Genomic DNA, 17,096 nt, shown 5'->3' with positions numbered 1-17,096 from the left:
TTGAAGATTTTCCTGACAAGCATGCATTAACAGGGTCTGAAAGCGGCGGCGTGAGTGATACAATCATGCGACCACAATATCTTATAATGCAAAGGAAACCCCATGGCCCTGATTAGCATGCGCCAGATGCTGGATCACGCCGCCGAAGTTGGTTACGGCGTACCGGCGTTTAACGTCAACAACCTGGAACAGATGCGCGCCATTATGATGGCCGCAGACAAGACCGATTCTCCGGTTATCGTGCAGGCTTCTGCCGGTGCGCGCAAGTACGCGGGTGCCCCTTTCCTGCGTCACTTGATCCTGGCTGCCATTGAAGAATTCCCGCACATCCCGGTATGTATGCACCAGGATCATGGCACCTCTCCAGACGTGTGTCAGCGTTCTATCCAGCTGGGTTTCAGCTCTGTGATGATGGACGGTTCTCTGGGTGAAGACGGCAAAACCCCGACTTCCTACGAGTACAACGTGGACGTGACCAAGCGCACCGTTCAAATGGCTCACGCCTGTGGTGTTTCTGTAGAAGGCGAACTGGGTTGTCTGGGTTCCCTGGAAACCGGTCAGGCCGGCGAAGAAGACGGCATTGGCGCGGAAGGCATTCTGTCTCACGACCAGATGCTGACCGACCCGGAAGAAGCCGCTGACTTCGTCAAGAAAACCGGTGTTGATGCTTTGGCAATCGCCTGTGGTACTTCTCACGGTGCTTACAAGTTCACTCGTCCACCAACAGGCGACATCCTGGCGATCGACCGCATCAAGGAAATCCACAAGCGCATTCCAGACACTCACCTGGTGATGCACGGTTCGTCCTCTGTGCCACAAGAGTGGCTGGCGGTGATCAACGAATTCGGTGGTGAAATCCCGGAAACCTACGGTGTGCCTGTTGAGCAGATCGTTGAAGGCATCAAGTACGGCGTTCGTAAAGTGAACATCGATACCGACCTGCGTCTGGCTTCTACCGGTGCGACCCGCCGCTTCCTGGCCCAGAACCCAAGCGAGTTCGACCCACGTAAATTCATGGCCAAAACCGTTGATGCCATGATGGACATTTGTGTGGCGCGTTACGAAGCCTTTGGTACCGCGGGCAACGCCAGCAAGATCAAGCCGATCTCTCTGGACAACATGTTCGAGCGTTACCTGACCGGTGAGCTGGACCCAAAAATCGGCTAATCGCCATTTTTGACCGCCCATAAAAAAACCGCCTCGGTGTGAACACCCGGGCGGTTTTTTTGTGCTTGCGGTGAGCGTCAGATCAGGCGTTGGCAGCGATTTCGCGGATACGCTGCACCATGGCACGAATGCCGTTGCCGCGGGTCGGACTCAGGTGTTTGATCAGATCGATTTCGGCAAAGTAGCCTTCGATATCAAACGCCAAAGCGTCAGCCGGGGTCTTGCCGTTGTAGGCGGTCAGCACCATGCCCAGCAGGCCTTTGACGATCTGGGCGTCGGAGTCGGCTTCCAGCATCAGCTTGCCGTCAACGATGGCGGAATCAATCCACACCTGGCTCTGGCAACCACGAATCAGATGCTCGTCGGTTTTCTTGTCGTCGGCCATGGCGGGCAGCTGCTTGCCGAGGTCGATGATGTACTTGTAGCGCTCTTCCCAGTCGTCGAAGAAGCCGAGGGTATCCAGCACGTCTTCAACGGTGATGTCGGTACCAAACGGGTTCGGTGTCAGGCTCATGGGCTTCTCCTTACGCCTGTTCGGCTTCTGAGTTCAGTTTTTCAACAAAGGCACGAATACGCAGGGCGGCTTCGCGGCACTCATCGACGCTGGCGACCAAAGCCATACGCACACGGCCAGCACCCGGATTCACGCCATTGACGGTGCGGGAAACATAAGAGCCCGGCAGTACCGTGATGTGCTGTTCTTCAAACAGACGCTGGGCAAACAGGTCGTCGGCAATCGGGGTTTTTGGCCATAAATAGAAGCTGGCGTCGGTCTGTTCGATGTCCATCACCGGTTGCAGGATTTCCAGGAAGGTCTGGAACTTCTCGGTGTACAGACGACGGTTTTCTTCCACGTGGGCTTCGTCGTTCCAGGCAGCGATGGCAGCCAGCTGGGTCTGAATCGGCTGGGCGCAACCGTGGTAGGTGCGGTACAGCAGGAACGGCTTCATGATCTTGGCATCGCCAGCAATAAAGCCGGAACGCAGTCCCGGCAAATTGGAACGCTTCGACAGCGATTGGAATACCACACACTTGTCGTAGTCATCACGGCCCAGCTCGGCACAGGCTTGCAGCAGGCCCGCAGGTGCTTCCTTACCGTCGACCCACAGCTCGGAATAACACTCGTCAGAGGCAATCACGAAGTCGTGTTTGTCGGCCAGCGCGATCAGCTTCTTGAAGTCGTCGGTGGTCAGGGTAGAACCGGTCGGGTTGCCCGGCGTACATACGAACAGCACCTGACAGTCGTTCCAGACTTCGTCGGAAACGGAATCGAAGTCGGCATTAAAACCGGTGTCTTCCAGACATGGCAGGAAGTACGGCGTGGCGCCGGCCAAATAGGCGGCACCTTCGTAAATCTGGTAGAACGGGTTCGGGCTCAGCACCAGCGGGTTGGTTTTGCTGCGATCCACCACCGCCTGGGTGAAGGCAAAAATGGCTTCGCGGGTACCGTTAACCGGAATCACCTGGGATACCGGATCGACCGCGTTCAGTTTGAAACGCTTTTCCAGCCACTCGGCACAGGCCTGGCTCAGCTCTGGCATGCCCTTGGTGGTCGGATAGTTTTCCAGACTCTGGATGTTGTCGATCATGGCTTGCTGAACAAACGCCGGAGCCGGATGTTTGGGTTCACCAATAGACAGGGAAATGTGTTCCAGCGCCGCGTTCGGGGTGACTGCGGCCTTCAGTTTGGCCAGTTTCTCGAACGGGTAGGGTTGCAGCTTGCTCAGATCCGGATTCATGTCGCACCAATTGCTTGTAAAACTCACAGCCGGGCTGTGGACGGACAAATTTGCGCCGATTATAGCTGTTGCAACTGCAAGATAAAAACCGTGCGGCACAAACAACAAAGCCGCTGAATCAGCGGCTTTGTTTGGTTCTATCAGAAGGACTTATTCGGCTTCGATACCAACCACCAACCATGGGTTGGCACTGTTGCTGGTGTCACGCTCCAGATGCCAGGTATCGAAGATACCGTCTTCGGAGTTGTCACCCAGATCGCGGCTACGGCCACGGAACAGCACGCTGATTTGACGGACGCTACCGACTTCGTCAGCTCGGACGATGTCTGCCGCCAGATCCAGCACTTCGGTTTGCGGCGGTGCATCGTTCATGGCTGCACGTTGCTGGGCCAGCGCTTCGTACAGGTCGGCCGATACGTACTCGCGAATGGTTTCCAGGTCGCCATCGTTCCAGGCTTGCTGCACCTTGCGGTAATGATCCAGTGCACCGCCGATAAAACCAACGTGGTCGAAGTCGGCAGGCAGATTCATGGGTGGTGCCTGACGGGCCGCATCCATCATACCGCCCAGGCTGGTGGCCGAGCTGGTGCGTTGCTGGGTGTTGGCACCATTCGGGAACGGTGACCGTGCTTGTGAATGAGGGGCTGAGCCCTGATAGGCATGGCCTTGCTGTTGCGGTCGGGAGCCTCGCAACAGTTTGAACAGCACAAAGGCCACCAATGCCAACAGCAGGATGTCCATGAACTGGATGCCTTCAAAGGCACCGCTGCCCAGCAGGTAGGCGAACAGACCACCGGCCAGCAAACCACCCAGCATGCCGCCCATCAGGCCTTTGCCCATGCCGCTTTTGCTGGTTTGCCCGGTTTGGGCAGCGGATTGATTTTGTTGAGTACTGTCCGGCGTAGACTTTTTCTGGGCCGGAGCGGTGGAGTAACTTTTGCCAAAGCCGCCGCTGCCAAAGCGCTTTTTGGCTTCAGCTGGCTGAGGGGAGACCATGGCGATGACCATGAAAACGGCTGCGAACAGTGACCAGAAGGACTTCATACAAACCTCTAGCGATTGAATTCTTGAGTGCTGATCCGCCTGTCGGCGTTATTGGAATACGTTTGTCAGCTTTGACTTACCCGAGTATTAAGCTCGGGTAAGTCGCAGTTTAACAGAATTCAGGGATGGCAGAACAACTTGCGGCTAACCAGAAAAGGCTTATTCAGAGGGGCCCTTACCAGAACAGCCAGCTGTAGAGGGCCAGAAACAGGATGCAAACCAGATTCAGCCACATACCAATGCGCATCATGTCTTTTTGAGGCACAAAGCCGGTGCCAAAGACGATGGCATTCGGCGGCGTGGCGACCGGCAGCATAAAGGCGCAGGACGCAGAAACACCAATCATGATGCTCATGATCACAGGGTCGATGCCCATGGCGTCGGCAATGCCCGCGAATACCGGCACCAGCAAGGCGGCACTGGCGGTGTTACTGGCAAATTCGGTCAGGAACACCACAAAGGTGATGATGCCAGCCAGAGTCAGGATGCCGCCGACACCGCCGAGCATGTCGCCGATGGATTCGGCCAGAAACACACTGGTACCGGTGGTTTTCAGCACCGCACTGAGGGTCAGACCGCCACCAAACAGCAACAACACACCCCAGTCGGCGGTTCGTTCAATATCTTTCCATTGCACTACCCGGGTCACGCCCAGTGCCAGAATGGCACACAGAGCAACAATGGTATCGAACTTGGCCAAACCGCCCAGCATGGCGTTGATCTGGCCACTGAAAATCCAGCACACCACCGCTGCCATAAAAATGCACAGGGTCAGAATGCGGCTGTGGGTCCACTCCAGCGGCTCATGGTCAATTTCGAATTTATGGCTCAGGTTCGGTTTGGTGATGATGTACAGCAGACCCACACACAGCGGCAGTAGAATCAGCGCAATCGGCATGGCCGCTTCCATCCAGTCAGCAAAGCTGAGTTTGGCTTCGGCGGCGGCAATGGCGTTCGGCGGGCTCCCCACCAGCGTACCGATACCGCCAATGCTGGCGCAGTAGGCAATGCCCAGCAGCACAAACAGGTAGGTGCCGTGGTCGTCATCGTTGTTGATCTGGTTCAGCAGGCCCATCGCCAGTGGCAGCATCATGGCGGCAGTGGCGGTGTTGCTGATCCACATCGACAGGCCGGCGGTAACGGCAAAGATCAGCAGCACGGCAATGGTCATACGGCCTCGTGCCAGCACCATGACCTTATCGGCGATGGCCTGATCCAGCTTTTGTACCTGCAAGGCGGCTGCCAGGGCAAAACCACCCAGAAACAGGAAAATAATCGGGTTGGCGAAATTGCTGAGCGCCTTGGGGGTATCGAAGACCCCAAGGAACACCGCCAGAATCGGCACCATCAGCGCGGTGATGGACACATGCACGGCTTCGGTAAGCCACAAAATGGCGCAGAACGTCAGAATGCTGAGGCCGACCACCACATCGTGCTTGTAGGGCAGGGTGTTCAGCAGTACCAGCATCAGAATGACGTTGGCGATAAAAATCAGGCTATTACGGTTCAGCAGCCAATGCTGGAACGCTTTGACAACAGCGATCATTGTTATGGTTTCCTCACAGTCGTTGGCTTGGGATCTCGTTCAAAACGGTGCTGCGTTATTCAGAGTGTCCCCAGGTAACAGAATGTTATTGGTTGGGCGCAGGCTTGTCTGTTGGCTCAAGGTACCCATTGACTTTTTATGGACTTATTAAATCTGACTTTTTATTTTGTGAAATGTAAAAAAGTTCAATCATTGTTGTTAATGGGATTTATTATCAAATAGCATGTGTTCCATTCGATGGACAGACCGTTTCCAAGGAGCACAGCTTTCCCATGAGCACGTCACGTTTTCCCTATTCTGAACTCAAAACCCTGCCCGTTTCCTTGGGCTTGATCAGTTTTCTGGCGATCAATCCGGCATTGGCCGAGCAGTCCGACAGTGAGGACGTGCTGGAAGAAGTGGTGGTCACTGCGACCATGAAGGCTCGTAGCGTGGCGTCGGCACCAGCATTTTCGTCGGTGTTTACCGCAGAAGATCTGGCCGAAGCACCGGTGAACAGTCTGTCTGACTTTCTCGATTCGGCCGTGGGTATCAGTAATCTGGCCGATGCCTCCGGCCGCGACGAACTGCAAATTCGCGGTTTGGGTGGCGAATACACCGTGATTCTGGTGAATGGCAAGCGGGTATCTTCGGCCGGCGCCATGTGGCGTGGCGGCGACTTTGACCTCAACTCGGTGCCATTGGGTGATATCGAGCGTATTGAGATCATTCGTGGCCCAATGTCGTCGTTGTACGGTGCCGATGCCATCGGTGGTGTGGTGAACATCATTACCAAGCAGCCGACCGATGAGTGGAGTGGTCAGCTGGGCGCGGAATACCGTGCCGTAACCTCCGGCAAGGGAGGTGACCAGTACCGTGCCAACGCCTCGATCTCCGGTGCCTTGAGTGATTCGGTGGACCTGGCGCTGGGAGCGGAAAAGCTGGGGCAGGATGCCTGGTACGCAGATGGCGATGCCAGTACTTCAACGGACGCGCCGGATCGTGAAGAAAAGAAAGCCCTGAACCTCAACAGTACGATCAGCTGGCAGGTGAATCCAAATCACGGGCTGCAGCTGGAACTGGCGCGTAACCGCGATGAACGTCCGTACGCACTGTATTCCGGTGGCTCGGCCAGCCGTGAACAGGACATTACCCGTACCGACATCGGCCTTAACTGGACGGGTCAGTGGGAGAATCTGCAAGCGCAGGCTTACATCAAAAGCGAGCACTCCGATATTCACGACTACAACAGCTCTTACGATGATCCGCAGTCGCGCAATCTGGAAGAAGACAACCTCTACACCAAGGCCTGGCTGTCGGGGTCGATCGGCTTTGTTGACTGGCTGGCCGGTTTTGACCGTCGCACCCAGACCATCAAGGACACCGCGACCTATCTGGACACCGGTGAGTACGATGTGACCACCAATGCCTGGTTTGCCCAGGGTGAAGCCTTCCTGACCGATGATTTCAGCGTCACTCTGGGTGGTCGTCTGGATGACCACGAATTATTTGGCCAGAACTTCTCGCCAAAAGCCTACGCGGTGTACCAGCTATCCGAAGCGCTGACCCTGAAAGGCGGTGTTTCGAAAGCCTTCAAAGCCCCGGACGGCAGCAAACTGAGCGCCGAATACGCCATTATTTCCTGTGGCGGTGATTGCACGCTGGCGGGCAACCCGGATCTGGAACCGGAAACCAGCATCAACTACGAAGCCGGTTTCGAGCTGAACCTGAGCCGCTTTGATCTGACCATGGCGTACTTCAACAACCGCATCAAGGATCTGATTGAGCGCGAAGTCGGTTACGACACCGATGGCAACCCGATCTCTGCTGAGTGGATCAACGTCGCCAAGGCCACCACCAAAGGCTACGAAGCCCAGGGTTCCTATGATCTGACCGACAGCATGGTTCTGAGCGCCAACTACACCCGTTTGATGACGTCGTACGAAGACGCCGATGGCAACAAGGTGGTACTGGAGCATCGCCCGGAACATGAGGCCGGCGTGAAGTTGAACTGGCAACCGCTGGATCGTTTCAACGTTAACCTCGATGTGGCCTACAAGGCGGGTATGCAGTACTCCGCCTGGAGTAACGCCAGCGGCAGCTGGGTGCAGGTGTACAACAAACTGCCGGGCTACTACGTCTGGAATCTGGGCATGGCCAGCGATATCGGCGATGACCTGAAACTGACCTACGGGGTGAAGAACCTCAGCAATACCCGTCTGGATAACATCAACGATAACTACAACGGCAGTGTGATGGGACGCAGTGTGTATCTGGGTGCCCGCTACCAGTTCTGATTCTATGACCCACTTATTGCTTGTATTGGCCACGGCCCTGGCAACGTCGGCGTTCTGCCTGACGTTGCCGGGTCAGCGATGGCGACATCAGCCCCTATCTGCCCGGTGGCAGAGCGGGGCTTTACTGTGTCTGGCGCTGCTGCTGATTGTCTGGTGCTGGCGTATTGAAATACTGGCGGCTGTGCTGAGCTGGTTGACCACCGTGATGCTGTCGCTGTCATTGTTTCCTGCGCTGGCACTTGTTCGGCCGACACTCGAGGCGGGACCTGCCAGCCAGAGTCACCGCACGGCGGTTGAGAAAGTGAATAAAAAGGTGAAAGGAACAGCGGATAAAGGCAAAGCGGATAAAGGAAAAGCACAATGAAACAGACTTCCGAATCCAAAGCCGTATTCCGAAACCACTGGTGGCTGAAAACCCTTGTTGCTCTGGGGCCGGGCTTTGCCTTGTCGATTGGACTGGTGGGCCTGTTTGCCTGGTGGGGGCCGGGCGGCATCGACGCCCCGAACAAGGTGCAATTCAATATGTGGATGGTGCCGCTGGTGTGGCTGGTGGTGCTGAATCTGGTTTACCCGATGCGGTCAGGCTGGCAAGCACTGGGCTGGATTGGTGGGCTGGCCTTGCTGACGCAGATTTTACTCTACTTCAGCCGCACGCAATGGGGGATTCAGTGATGGCCAAAGCAGGTATCAAGGTACGTGGCGAATGGCTGAAAATGTACAAAACCCTGCATACCTGGGTGGGCATTTGCTCGGGGTTGCTGCTGTTTGTGGGCTTCTTTGCCGGTGCCTTGACCATGTTCGAGGAACCACTGCAACGCTGGGCCAATCCTCCGCAGGATAACCTGCGCCCGGCCAGTGAGATGACGACCGCAGAACTGGGCCAGCTGGTGGATACCGTGCTGCAACAGCACCCCGCTGCGCGCAAGGACATGACCGTGCACCTGCAAGACGGTAGCCCGGCACCGGTGGTGTGGCACGAAGGGCCGTTCAGCCGCGATATTGATTTGCAGGCCAGCGAGTTTCAGGCATCGCTGGATGCACAGGGGCAACTGCAGGCGCGTCAGTACGTACCGGGCCAACTGGCGGAGTTGATCGACCAGCTGCATCGCAGCGCCGGGATTCCCGGTGATGTTGGCCACGATGTGTTAGGCGTTTACCTGATGGGCATTGCGGCGTTCTTGTACAGTCTGGCGCTGGTGTCCGGTCTGGTGCTGGTGTTGCCTGCCATCGTGCGGGACTTTCTGGTGTTGCGGCCAGAGAAAAGCAACAAGCGCTTCTGGCTCGATGCCCATAACCTGATTGGCATTACCAGTCTGCCGTTTCATCTGGTGATTGCGCTGACGGTGGTGGTGTTTGCCTTTCACGATGTGTTCTACGACTCCATGGCCGAACTGGTGTACGGCGAACAGCCGATGTTTGGCGGCCGTGGCGGCGCACCCGCGAGCAGTTACTCTATAGAAGCCTTGCCACCGTTCAACGAGATATTGCAGAACATTGAGGCCGAAGCACCGGGCTTTGGCATCAAGTCGGTGGATTTGTTTAACCTGGAGTCGGCCCGTCCGGTTGCGCGAGTGGCGCTGAGTACTGACGACTTCGTTACCCGTGGTGCCCGCGAGGGCTATCTGGTGCTGAATCCGTACACCGGGGAAGTGACCAACCGCAACATTGTGCCGGGGCAGGAAGATGTCTGGAGTGGATTGGTTGCGACTTTCTTTGGCATTCACTTTGGCAGTTTTGGTGGCCTGACCATGAAGTGGCTGTACTTCCTGTTGGGCATCAGCGGTGCCTTTGTGTTCTACAGCGGCAACTTACTGTGGACCGAAAGCCGCCGCAAAAAGCTGCAACAGGCGCAGCCCCATCGGCGTCGGTTTCATTCCGTCACCGTGATGCGAGCACTCACAAACGGCGTGTGTCTGGGCGTGATAGCAGCGGTGGCTGCCGCCATGGTGGTGGCCAAATCGGCAGGCCTGTTTGCGGCCGTTTCCAGTGAGCTGTTGTCCACAGGCTCAGCCGGGCAGGGCGCGGTGAACCAATGGTTGGTGAATACTTACTATGCGGTGTTTCTGGGCTGGCTGTTGTGGGCCTGGCTACGACGGATGTCGCCAGCCCGCAATGCCATCGAAATGCTGGTGGCCACGGCGCTGGTTATCTGGCTGATTCCGACCTGTGGGTTGTTATGGCTGCTGCTTGGGCACACACAGGTGTCGATGTTGTCGTTGGCGGTTGAAACGACCGCATTGGTTGGCGGAGCCGGGCTGATGTTCTGGGCGTGGGTATTGCGTCGCAAGCAAGTGGACGCTGCTGACACTGTGTTGGCTGCTGGATAAGATTTTTATCTTTGACTATCGTAATTCTAATACTGATTGCCAGTAGCTATTTAAGGCAGAGAAAAAAGTGATTTCCGAAACACACATCAGGGGACTAATCTGACTCTATCGATTGATTGAGGCTTTCAAATTAATCAAATCGATTCCCAATAGCTATTTAAAAGACTATCCAAGAGTCAGGAGAAATCCCATGAGCAATGTGTTCCGTTACCTCGCTGCCGCTTCCACTGGTATTTCTGCCAGCAACAACCAAGTGTCAGCCTCTGCCCAACCGGCTACCCGTCGTCGTGACGAGAGTCCGTGCAACTACGACAACAACTACTACGGTGATCAGGTGTGCCAGAGCTGTAAGGTCGATTTCAAAGGCTGACCGCTTGGTATGACCAGCCGAGCTGGTTATCAGGCCTGACTACCAAGGCTGATTACCACGGCTGAATAGGCACCGTCGAAATGCTGTTCTTCGGCGAGCCGTCCACCAGTTTGTCGGAATACACCAGATACACCAACGTGTTGCGTTTCTTGTCGAGGAAACGCACCACCTGCATGGTTTTGAACAAAATAGAGGTACGAGCGTTGAACACTTTCTCGCCGTCTTCCAGTTCATCAACAATGCGAATCGGGCCTATCTGACGGCAGGCAATGGCCGCATCCGAGGTATCTTCAGCCAATCCCAGCGAGCCGGAAATTCCACCTTTGCGAGCGCGGCTTAAATGGCACGCCACACCCTCTACTTTGGGGTCGTCAAAGGCTTCAATCACAATGCGGTGGTTTTTGCCGATCAATTTGAACGCAGTATCGACCTCGCCAATCACTTCGGCGTTGGCACTGGTGAAGGTGGCGGCAATAGCGATCACTGACGCCGCGATGCCAACAGCCGCAGCTTTGATGCCATCCAGTAACGGGGTTTTCATGGAAAGTCCTGTTGTTGCATATCCTTGATCCTGACGCTGGCTGGTTAACCCAACCAGTCCTTGGAGCGCCAACAGCATAACCGGGTTCCGTCAGTTGAGCATCAGGGGACATCTATTTAATCCGGTGCTCACTCTGGGCTACCGGGTGGTTTCGAATCACGAAGCCGACTTGCAGGCCTGACGGGTCAAGTCAAAAGTCGGCGACACAGAGTCGAGATCATCCGGCAGCCCCCGCAGGGCGCGGGTTGCCGCCGCCCAGTGCTGTGTTGACGAACCTACGCGGCCCGATTTGAAAAGGACTCGTCATTTCGCTGCATCCGTCGCCTTGCACTGAACAACGGCAACACTCGCGCAGAGCCGTGCAGGATTAAATAGATGTCCCCATCAGATAGCAGAGCGCCAGCAGTAATAGCAGTTCGAGTGCGGCGATAGCTTGCCAGAAGGCTACCGGGTTGCGCTGTACCAGCGGTGGTCGGGTGTGTTTCAGATACTGTTGATTGGGGTGGCGCAGGTCGTAGACGAATTCGGCCAGATCATCGTAGCGCTTCAGCGGATCGATCTGGCAGGCCCGTTGAATGGCGCTGTCGACCCAGGCGGGCACTTCGGTGTGTTCGTCAATCAGAATGCTGCGATATTCCAACCTGCGTTGCGCCGACTGCGAACGGCAGTGAGCCACCCGAGTACCATACGGATACTGGCCGGTGAGCATGTGATAGGTGAGCACCGCCAGCGAAAACTGATCCGATTCGGTCGAGCCGCCCAAGCCAATAAAATACTCCGGCGCCATGTACAGCGCAGTACCGGGCAGTGGTTCTTCTGTTTGCATCCCGGCTTCCATCAAACCACGTACCGCCGTCGAACCAAAATCGATGATTCGTACGGTGCCTGTGTGGTCGATCAGCACATTACCGGGCTTGAGATCCTGATGCAGCATTTCCAAGCGGTGAAAGGCGCGCAACCCTCGGGCAACTTGCTCAATGATTCCTCGAACCACCTCCAGTGACGGCTTGGGGTTGTCTTCCAACCACTGCGTCAGAGTCTGACCGTCGACGTATTCGGTGGTGGTGTACAAATAGTTGCGGGGCCGATTGGGCAGCTGGGGTTGCAGCACATGGGGGCTATTGATGCGACGGCTGATCCATTCTTCCATCAGAAAACGATCCAGATAGTCGGCGTCTTGCTGTAACTCCCCGGAAGGGACTTTCAAGGCTACTTGTTTGCCGCTGTCGAGATCTTCCGCCAACCACACGTGGCTGCGGCTTGAGGTATGCAGATTGCGCAGTATCCGATAACCGTCGAACTCCATGCGGGCATCCAGTGACGGTGGCAATGGCAGCTGTTGCAATTCAGCCACCGGGCTATTACCTCGAACTGGCGGCAACCCCGTTACCTGAATCACCTGCAAGGTGAGGTTGTCGTCACTGCCTCGTTCCAGCGCGTCTTCGGCAATCTGGCGGGCGGCATCGTCGAGGTTATCGCTGTGCAGCTGCAAGGTCTGGTCGATGAATGACGGGTCGGCAAAGTCATGGATACCGTCTGTGGTTAACAAAAACACATCGCCGCACTCCAGCTCGACACTGTGCTCATCGATGTCTGCCAGCGGCCGCATGCCCATGGCATTGGCCAGATAGCTCTTGCGGTTGTGCTCCCACAGCCGGTGGTCGCGGGTCAGTTGTTCCATCGAGCCATTACGCAACCGATAGATACGGCTGTCGCCCAGGTGGAACAGGTGGCCACTGCGCTGGCGCAGAATCAGCACAGAGAGAGTGCAGACATAACCGCGGTTGAAGTCGTTGCGAAAGGGGCTTTGCAAGGTTTGGGAATGCAGCCAGGCATTGGTGGCGGAGATGACCTTGTTGGCCGATTGCTTCACCGACCAGCTTTCCGGGGTGCAGTAATAGTCGCTAAGAAAGTTGCCAACCGCGGTTTCGGCCGCCTGACGGCTGACCTCGCTGCTGCTGATGCCATCGGCGATGGCAAACGCAAGGCCCTTTAGCGTGCGTTCATTCCCTTGAGGCAGCTTGCCATCGTGGAAATCCTGATTGTGTGCTTTGCGGCCCTTGTCGGAATAGTGGCCATAGCGGACCTGCAACTGGCTGGTCATCAATGCTCCTGAAGTGAGTGGGGCAGGTTGTTCAGGCATGGTTGTTCAGGCCAAACACAGCACTGGCCCCGACGGGTATCCGCAGGGGCCAGTGTTGAGGCTTATGTCATGATGATGGCTGTGGATGGGACTTGTGAGCGTGTTTTTCTTTATCCAGAGCTTCAATACCCAAAGCTTCAATATCCAGAGCCACGATCCATGTTGGCAAAAGCCCTTATTTGGCCTTGTCAGCCGGAGCGGTCATGCTGCCAGCACCGCCGCCCAGTGTGCGCTTGGCATCCTGGCGAACGTGGGTGTAGTACAGCGGCAAGGCGACAAACAGGAAGCCACCCACCAGATTACCCAGAGCCGTCGGCAGTTCGTTCCAGATGATGTAGTCCATTACCGTGAAGTCACCACCCATGATCATGGAGAATGGGAACAGGAACATGTTCACAATGGAATGCTCGAAGCCCATGAAGAAGAACAGCATGATCGGCATCCACATGGCAGCCATTTTGCCGGTAGCAGAGGTAGAGATCATGGCGCCAACCACACCCATGGATACCATCCAGTTGCACAGCATGCCGCGGATGAAAATAGTGAACCAGCCATCGATGCCGTGAGCGGCGTAACCAACGGTACGGGATTCACCAATGGTAGAGACCTTTGCCGCCAGTGCGCCGCCGTCGGTGTTGTAACCGTAGGTCAGAATGAAAGAAATCATGATGGCTACGGACAATGCGCCAGCCAGGTTGCCGCAGAACACCAGACCCCAGTTACGCAGCAGCTGCTGCATGTTGCAGCCTGGACGCTTGTCGATCAGCGCCAGCGGTACCAGAGTGAACACACCGGTCAGCAGGTCGAACTTCATCAGATACAGCATGATGAAGCCAACCGGGAACAAACAGGCACCCAGAATCGGGGAGCCGCTCTTCATGGCAACGGTAATGGCGAATACGGCTGCCAGAGCCAGGATAGCACCGGCCATAAAGGCGCGGATCAGGGTGTCCTTGGTGGACATAAAGATTTTTTCTTCACCAGCATCCACCATCTTGGTGGCAAATTCGGAAGGCGCGAGATAGGACATTGTCAGTTCCTCTTGATCATGGTTTGCCCGCAGGCGGTTCTGTTTCTTCTGTGCGACGACCTGGCTGTCGCGCCCTGTTTGCCGGGCCGGCTTTTTCTTCAGGCATAAAAAAACGGTATCCCGCGGCCGTCAGACACACTGACAGTCGCTGGACACCGTTATCCAGATACATGCATTAAACGATCTTGAACGCGATCTATGGTTGGGCCGCCGTTGGCCCGAACCTGACTGAACATAGCAACAGCCGTGCCAAATATCGGCTATTGTCTGGCTCCAACTGACCGAAGGTCGGCCTGATCACACTTTTGGATAGCATTGTCATCTATGCCTTACGGCGGATGTGGACAATTGCCTTTCTTGAGAGGATGCAGCCAGTCAGGTGTTTCGCAGTCGATAAGTAGGGAAGGATATTCAGGAGCGTTTAAAGCGCGGTGGCAGGCATATTTGCCTTATAACAGCACCAGCCTGGTGCAGTGCGAGCTGGTGGTTATATCTTGTTGTAGATAGCAGACGGGAGGAGCAAAACCTGCTCAAGCAGCGTGCAGTGGCACAACAGTGGCAGTCGTCAGCTTGTTGACCTTCTGCATCAGGCTAACCCAGCACTTGTCGACGCTGCGTTTGGCCAGTGCTGGCAAACGAATCGACAACGGATTCAGGTTAGGGCGGCTAACGCCATCAATCAGAATGAAATCGATCTGTCCGGCGCGACGGCGCACCATAATGTTGTTCGGGCTGACATCCCGGGTACAAATATGGTTGTCGACCAGATACCGATACAACTGATCGAGTTTGCGGTTGAGGGTGCCGCGGTCAATCTGATTGGCTTTGATGGTCTGGGTCAGCGTCAACGACACCTCGCCATTGTCATCGTGAATCAGCGGAAACAGCGCGCCCGTGCCCTGGGAGGTTTTGATGTCTCCCATATAAGGAGCGATGAAACGCATATCCACGCCTTTGCGCAGCAAGTACAGGAAATAGCGTTTTTCGCGGCGGGTTTGTTTTTCCGGCTTGGTGCCGACCTTGATGCAAAAGTCGGGATCATCAGGATGGCGGTAGCAAGCTCTGTCCCTGCCACGGCCTATCAATAATTCAGGGTTAATACTAATCGTTTGCGTCATTGCAGTGCCCGTTTAAAACGGTTGTTCTATTAATATGACTTCCATGTTAAAGCTGGGCAATTATGGGATAAATCCGTCTATCTAGTACGAATTGTTTCACAAATATGGATATTTGAAGTATGCAACTGTGTACAAGCCTAGGGACCCTCTGAATAACTCTGCACAGCTCTCGGCTCTGGCTTCCTGCTTCGCCCTACCTCCTGCATCCATGCAGTCGTGCGCGGGTCCTGCAGGTTGTCAGAACAAGGCGGCGAATGCAGCGGAATGACCAGTCCTTTCCAAATTCGACAACACCGTTCTGGCAACCTGCAGGCCGCGCCCTACGGGGATGGCAGGGCATTGCTGACTCTGTGTCGCTGATTTTTGACTTGACCCGTCAGGCCTTCAAACCAGCTTCGTGACTCAGCTTCGCCCTGTCATCCAGAGCGGGCACCGAGTCATTCAGAGGGCCCCTATATTTTGTTGATTTATGTCAATAAATAGACCGTGGCTAGGGGGGAGGCGTCACTGGTTTAAGGGCTCTTGAACAAGCACGCTAACCCTAACTACACTGGTGGCCAAATTCAGACTGCAGGAACGCAGCATGTATCGCGCCGTCGACGTAGCCTACAAAATGCTCGAACTGGCCCAGCAACGTCAGCTGGCGCTATCCAACTTACAGCTGCAAAAGCTGCTCTATATTGCCCACGGCTATTTGTTGGCGTGGAAAAACAAACCCATGTTCAAGGACGACATCAGCGCCTGGAAATACGGCCCGGTGATTCTGGGGGTGTACAACCAGTTTCGGGAATTTGGAGCCGAGAAAATTCCGGTCGGTGCGGTGGAAGCGGGAGTCGACGACCATGACGTAGTCGAAGCACTGGAAGGCACCCTGAAACTCTACGGCGACCGCGATCCGATGGACCTGGTGAACCTCACCCATCAGCCCAACACACCCTGGTATAGCGTGTATGAAGAAGAAGATGGCAAGCGCGACCTGTTTGCCCGCATACCGAATGACATGATCAAGGATCACTACCGCAAGGTGATCAGCTGCCCTGACAACGTATCCGGACTTTGAAAGGAATCGCAGACATGGACCCGTTTACCAAAGCCGTACCCAGCCGTCCTGCGACCGTCAAGGAAACCCAGGAGCAGGTGGATTACTCCCTTAAAAAAGACGAACAACTGGTCAAGTTGGCCCATAGTCGGGCTTTGACCGGAGATGTGAAAGCCAATACCAACCTCAAGATTGGCCTGTCGATGTTTATTTGCCTATTAATAGTCGGCTGGTTTGTGGGACTGTTCTGGTTTATTGGCAGCTATTTCAGCCAGATGCAGACATTGGCAGAGCCTGTGCCCAGCAGCGTGATGCTGGGCATTATTGGCGCAGGCTCCGGCGTGATTGCCCTGATGGGCTACATCCTCAAAGGCTTGTTCAAAAGCAATTGAGTTGCTGTGCCCTCGCTGGTTTAAAACGCGGAAGGCCGGAATTTGGCCGCATCAATGATGGACCAGAGGTGAATGATCCAGCCCAGCATGATGGTCCACAGAGCCCCTGCCAGCACAAACATCAAAATGGCCATGATCAAACGGCCTTGCAGCAGCTGCCCCAAACCGGGAATAAACACACTACATAATGCGGCAAGGACATTGCCGTCAGAACCCAGGGACCCTCTGAATAACTTTGCACAGCTCTCGGCTCTGGCTTCCTGCTTCGCCCTACCTCCTGCATCCATGCAGTCGTGCGCGAGTCCTGCAGGTTGTCAGAACAAGGCGGCGAATGCAGCGGAATGACGGGTCCTTTCCAAATTCG

At 55.5% G+C, this 17,096-nt stretch carries 17 protein-coding genes; 8 read left to right on the top strand and 9 right to left on the bottom strand.

The annotated features are described in order from the left end of the window. Positions 1-102 precede the first annotated feature (102 nt). On the top strand, positions 103-1,167 hold the full coding sequence (gene fba, locus ACXADJ_RS12980) for a class II fructose-bisphosphate aldolase (RefSeq protein WP_028293150.1): 1,065 nt from the start codon (positions 103-105) through the stop codon (positions 1,165-1,167). 82 nt (positions 1,168-1,249) lie between these two features. Here the strand turns inward: fba and ACXADJ_RS12975 are convergent, their stop codons facing one another. The 4 genes from ACXADJ_RS12975 to ACXADJ_RS12960 form a co-directional block, all read right to left on the bottom strand. Beyond that, the gene (locus ACXADJ_RS12975; protein WP_475066568.1) at positions 1,250-1,681 is read right to left on the bottom strand and encodes a SufE family protein; all 432 of its coding nucleotides are present in this window, start codon (positions 1,679-1,681) and stop codon (positions 1,250-1,252) included. A 10-nt stretch (positions 1,682-1,691) separates the two neighbouring features. Beyond that, positions 1,692-2,906, bottom strand: coding sequence for a succinyldiaminopimelate transaminase (gene dapC, locus ACXADJ_RS12970; protein ID WP_475066566.1), 1,215 nt, complete (start codon positions 2,904-2,906; stop codon positions 1,692-1,694). A 150-nt stretch (positions 2,907-3,056) separates the two neighbouring features. Next, a complete protein-coding gene (locus ACXADJ_RS12965; protein ID WP_475066565.1) occupies positions 3,057-3,950 on the bottom strand; it encodes a Tim44 domain-containing protein in 894 nt (297 codons plus the stop codon). A gap of 175 nt (positions 3,951-4,125) precedes the next feature. Continuing rightward, positions 4,126-5,496 carry a DASS family sodium-coupled anion symporter gene (locus ACXADJ_RS12960; protein WP_475066563.1) on the bottom strand — a complete coding sequence of 457 codons (1,371 nt, stop codon included), beginning with the start codon at positions 5,494-5,496 and terminating at the stop codon, positions 4,126-4,128. A 272-nt stretch (positions 5,497-5,768) separates the two neighbouring features. On the opposite strand from ACXADJ_RS12960, the gene ACXADJ_RS12955 reads away from it, so the two are divergent. The 5 genes from ACXADJ_RS12955 to ACXADJ_RS12935 all read left to right on the top strand — a co-directional run bounded on the left by ACXADJ_RS12955 (position 5,769) and on the right by ACXADJ_RS12935 (position 10,469). After that, on the top strand, positions 5,769-7,772 hold the full coding sequence (locus ACXADJ_RS12955; RefSeq protein WP_475066561.1) for a TonB-dependent receptor plug domain-containing protein: 2,004 nt from the start codon (positions 5,769-5,771) through the stop codon (positions 7,770-7,772). A 193-nt stretch (positions 7,773-7,965) separates the two neighbouring features. Beyond that, positions 7,966-8,136: a hypothetical protein gene (locus ACXADJ_RS12950; protein WP_475066559.1), complete on the top strand. Its 171-nt coding sequence runs from the start codon at positions 7,966-7,968 to the stop codon at positions 8,134-8,136. Then, entirely contained in the window at positions 8,133-8,444 is a 312-nt protein-coding gene (locus ACXADJ_RS12945) for a hypothetical protein (RefSeq protein WP_028293157.1), read from the top strand. The genes ACXADJ_RS12950 and ACXADJ_RS12945 overlap by 4 nt, the downstream gene beginning before the upstream one ends. Next, on the top strand, positions 8,444-10,099 hold the full coding sequence (locus tag ACXADJ_RS12940; RefSeq protein ID WP_475066557.1) for a PepSY-associated TM helix domain-containing protein: 1,656 nt from the start codon (positions 8,444-8,446) through the stop codon (positions 10,097-10,099). Before ACXADJ_RS12945 ends, ACXADJ_RS12940 begins: the two co-directional genes overlap by 1 nt. A 190-nt stretch (positions 10,100-10,289) precedes the next feature. Next, complete coding sequence (locus ACXADJ_RS12935; protein ID WP_475066555.1) at positions 10,290-10,469, top strand: hypothetical protein; 180 nt, start codon at positions 10,290-10,292, stop codon at positions 10,467-10,469. 52 nt (positions 10,470-10,521) lie between these two features. On the opposite strand, the gene ACXADJ_RS12930 is transcribed toward ACXADJ_RS12935, so the two are convergent. The 4 genes from ACXADJ_RS12930 to ACXADJ_RS12915 all read right to left on the bottom strand — a co-directional run bounded on the left by ACXADJ_RS12930 (position 10,522) and on the right by ACXADJ_RS12915 (position 15,301). Beyond that, entirely contained in the window at positions 10,522-11,010 is a 489-nt protein-coding gene (locus ACXADJ_RS12930) for a CreA family protein (RefSeq protein WP_475066553.1), read from the bottom strand. Positions 11,011-11,377: 367 nt separating this feature from the next. Beyond that, positions 11,378-13,114, bottom strand: a complete 1,737-nt coding sequence (locus ACXADJ_RS12925; RefSeq protein ID WP_475066551.1) for a bifunctional protein-serine/threonine kinase/phosphatase — start codon at positions 13,112-13,114, stop codon at positions 11,378-11,380. Between the two features lie 214 nt (positions 13,115-13,328). Continuing rightward, a complete protein-coding gene (locus ACXADJ_RS12920) occupies positions 13,329-14,183 on the bottom strand; it encodes a formate/nitrite transporter family protein (protein WP_475066547.1) in 855 nt (284 codons plus the stop codon). A gap of 530 nt (positions 14,184-14,713) precedes the next feature. Continuing rightward, complete coding sequence (locus ACXADJ_RS12915; protein ID WP_475066545.1) at positions 14,714-15,301, bottom strand: YrbL family protein; 588 nt, start codon at positions 15,299-15,301, stop codon at positions 14,714-14,716. Between the two features lie 583 nt (positions 15,302-15,884). On the opposite strand from ACXADJ_RS12915, the gene ACXADJ_RS12910 reads away from it, so the two are divergent. Together ACXADJ_RS12910 and ACXADJ_RS12905 are read left to right on the top strand one after the other, a co-directional pair. Further along, positions 15,885-16,361 carry a Panacea domain-containing protein gene (locus ACXADJ_RS12910; RefSeq protein WP_475066543.1) on the top strand — a complete coding sequence of 159 codons (477 nt, stop codon included), beginning with the start codon at positions 15,885-15,887 and terminating at the stop codon, positions 16,359-16,361. 14 nt (positions 16,362-16,375) lie between these two features. Beyond that, entirely contained in the window at positions 16,376-16,732 is a 357-nt protein-coding gene (locus ACXADJ_RS12905) for a hypothetical protein (RefSeq protein WP_475066540.1), read from the top strand. Between the two features lie 20 nt (positions 16,733-16,752). On the opposite strand, the gene ACXADJ_RS12900 is transcribed toward ACXADJ_RS12905, so the two are convergent. Beyond that, positions 16,753-16,911, bottom strand: coding sequence for a hypothetical protein (locus ACXADJ_RS12900; RefSeq protein ID WP_475066538.1), 159 nt, complete (start codon positions 16,909-16,911; stop codon positions 16,753-16,755). Positions 16,912-17,096 lie beyond the last annotated feature (185 nt).

This window comes from Oceanobacter sp. ABM4_470 (genome assembly GCF_056158645.1).
This window is presented reverse-complemented; position numbering and strand designations above follow the sequence as displayed.

What these genes read in the sequence shown, in the direction of transcription:
- fba (WP_028293150.1), top strand. Translation starts at nt 103, where the DNA reads ATGGCCCTGATTAGCATGCGCCAGATGCTGGATCACGCCGCCGAAGTT.
- ACXADJ_RS12975 (WP_475066568.1), bottom strand. Translation starts at nt 1,681, where the DNA reads ATGAGCCTGACACCGAACCCGTTTGGTACCGACATCACCGTTGAAGAC.
- dapC (WP_475066566.1), bottom strand. Translation starts at nt 2,906, where the DNA reads ATGAATCCGGATCTGAGCAAGCTGCAACCCTACCCGTTCGAGAAACTG.
- ACXADJ_RS12965 (WP_475066565.1), bottom strand. Translation starts at nt 3,950, where the DNA reads ATGAAGTCCTTCTGGTCACTGTTCGCAGCCGTTTTCATGGTCATCGCC.
- ACXADJ_RS12960 (WP_475066563.1), bottom strand. Translation starts at nt 5,496, where the DNA reads ATGATCGCTGTTGTCAAAGCGTTCCAGCATTGGCTGCTGAACCGTAAT.
- ACXADJ_RS12955 (WP_475066561.1), top strand. Translation starts at nt 5,769, where the DNA reads ATGAGCACGTCACGTTTTCCCTATTCTGAACTCAAAACCCTGCCCGTT.
- ACXADJ_RS12945 (WP_028293157.1), top strand. Translation starts at nt 8,133, where the DNA reads ATGAAACAGACTTCCGAATCCAAAGCCGTATTCCGAAACCACTGGTGG.
- ACXADJ_RS12940 (WP_475066557.1), top strand. Translation starts at nt 8,444, where the DNA reads ATGGCCAAAGCAGGTATCAAGGTACGTGGCGAATGGCTGAAAATGTAC.
- ACXADJ_RS12935 (WP_475066555.1), top strand. Translation starts at nt 10,290, where the DNA reads ATGAGCAATGTGTTCCGTTACCTCGCTGCCGCTTCCACTGGTATTTCT.
- ACXADJ_RS12930 (WP_475066553.1), bottom strand. Translation starts at nt 11,010, where the DNA reads ATGAAAACCCCGTTACTGGATGGCATCAAAGCTGCGGCTGTTGGCATC.
- ACXADJ_RS12925 (WP_475066551.1), bottom strand. Translation starts at nt 13,114, where the DNA reads ATGACCAGCCAGTTGCAGGTCCGCTATGGCCACTATTCCGACAAGGGC.
- ACXADJ_RS12920 (WP_475066547.1), bottom strand. Translation starts at nt 14,183, where the DNA reads ATGTCCTATCTCGCGCCTTCCGAATTTGCCACCAAGATGGTGGATGCT.
- ACXADJ_RS12915 (WP_475066545.1), bottom strand. Translation starts at nt 15,301, where the DNA reads ATGACGCAAACGATTAGTATTAACCCTGAATTATTGATAGGCCGTGGC.
- ACXADJ_RS12910 (WP_475066543.1), top strand. Translation starts at nt 15,885, where the DNA reads ATGTATCGCGCCGTCGACGTAGCCTACAAAATGCTCGAACTGGCCCAG.
- ACXADJ_RS12905 (WP_475066540.1), top strand. Translation starts at nt 16,376, where the DNA reads ATGGACCCGTTTACCAAAGCCGTACCCAGCCGTCCTGCGACCGTCAAG.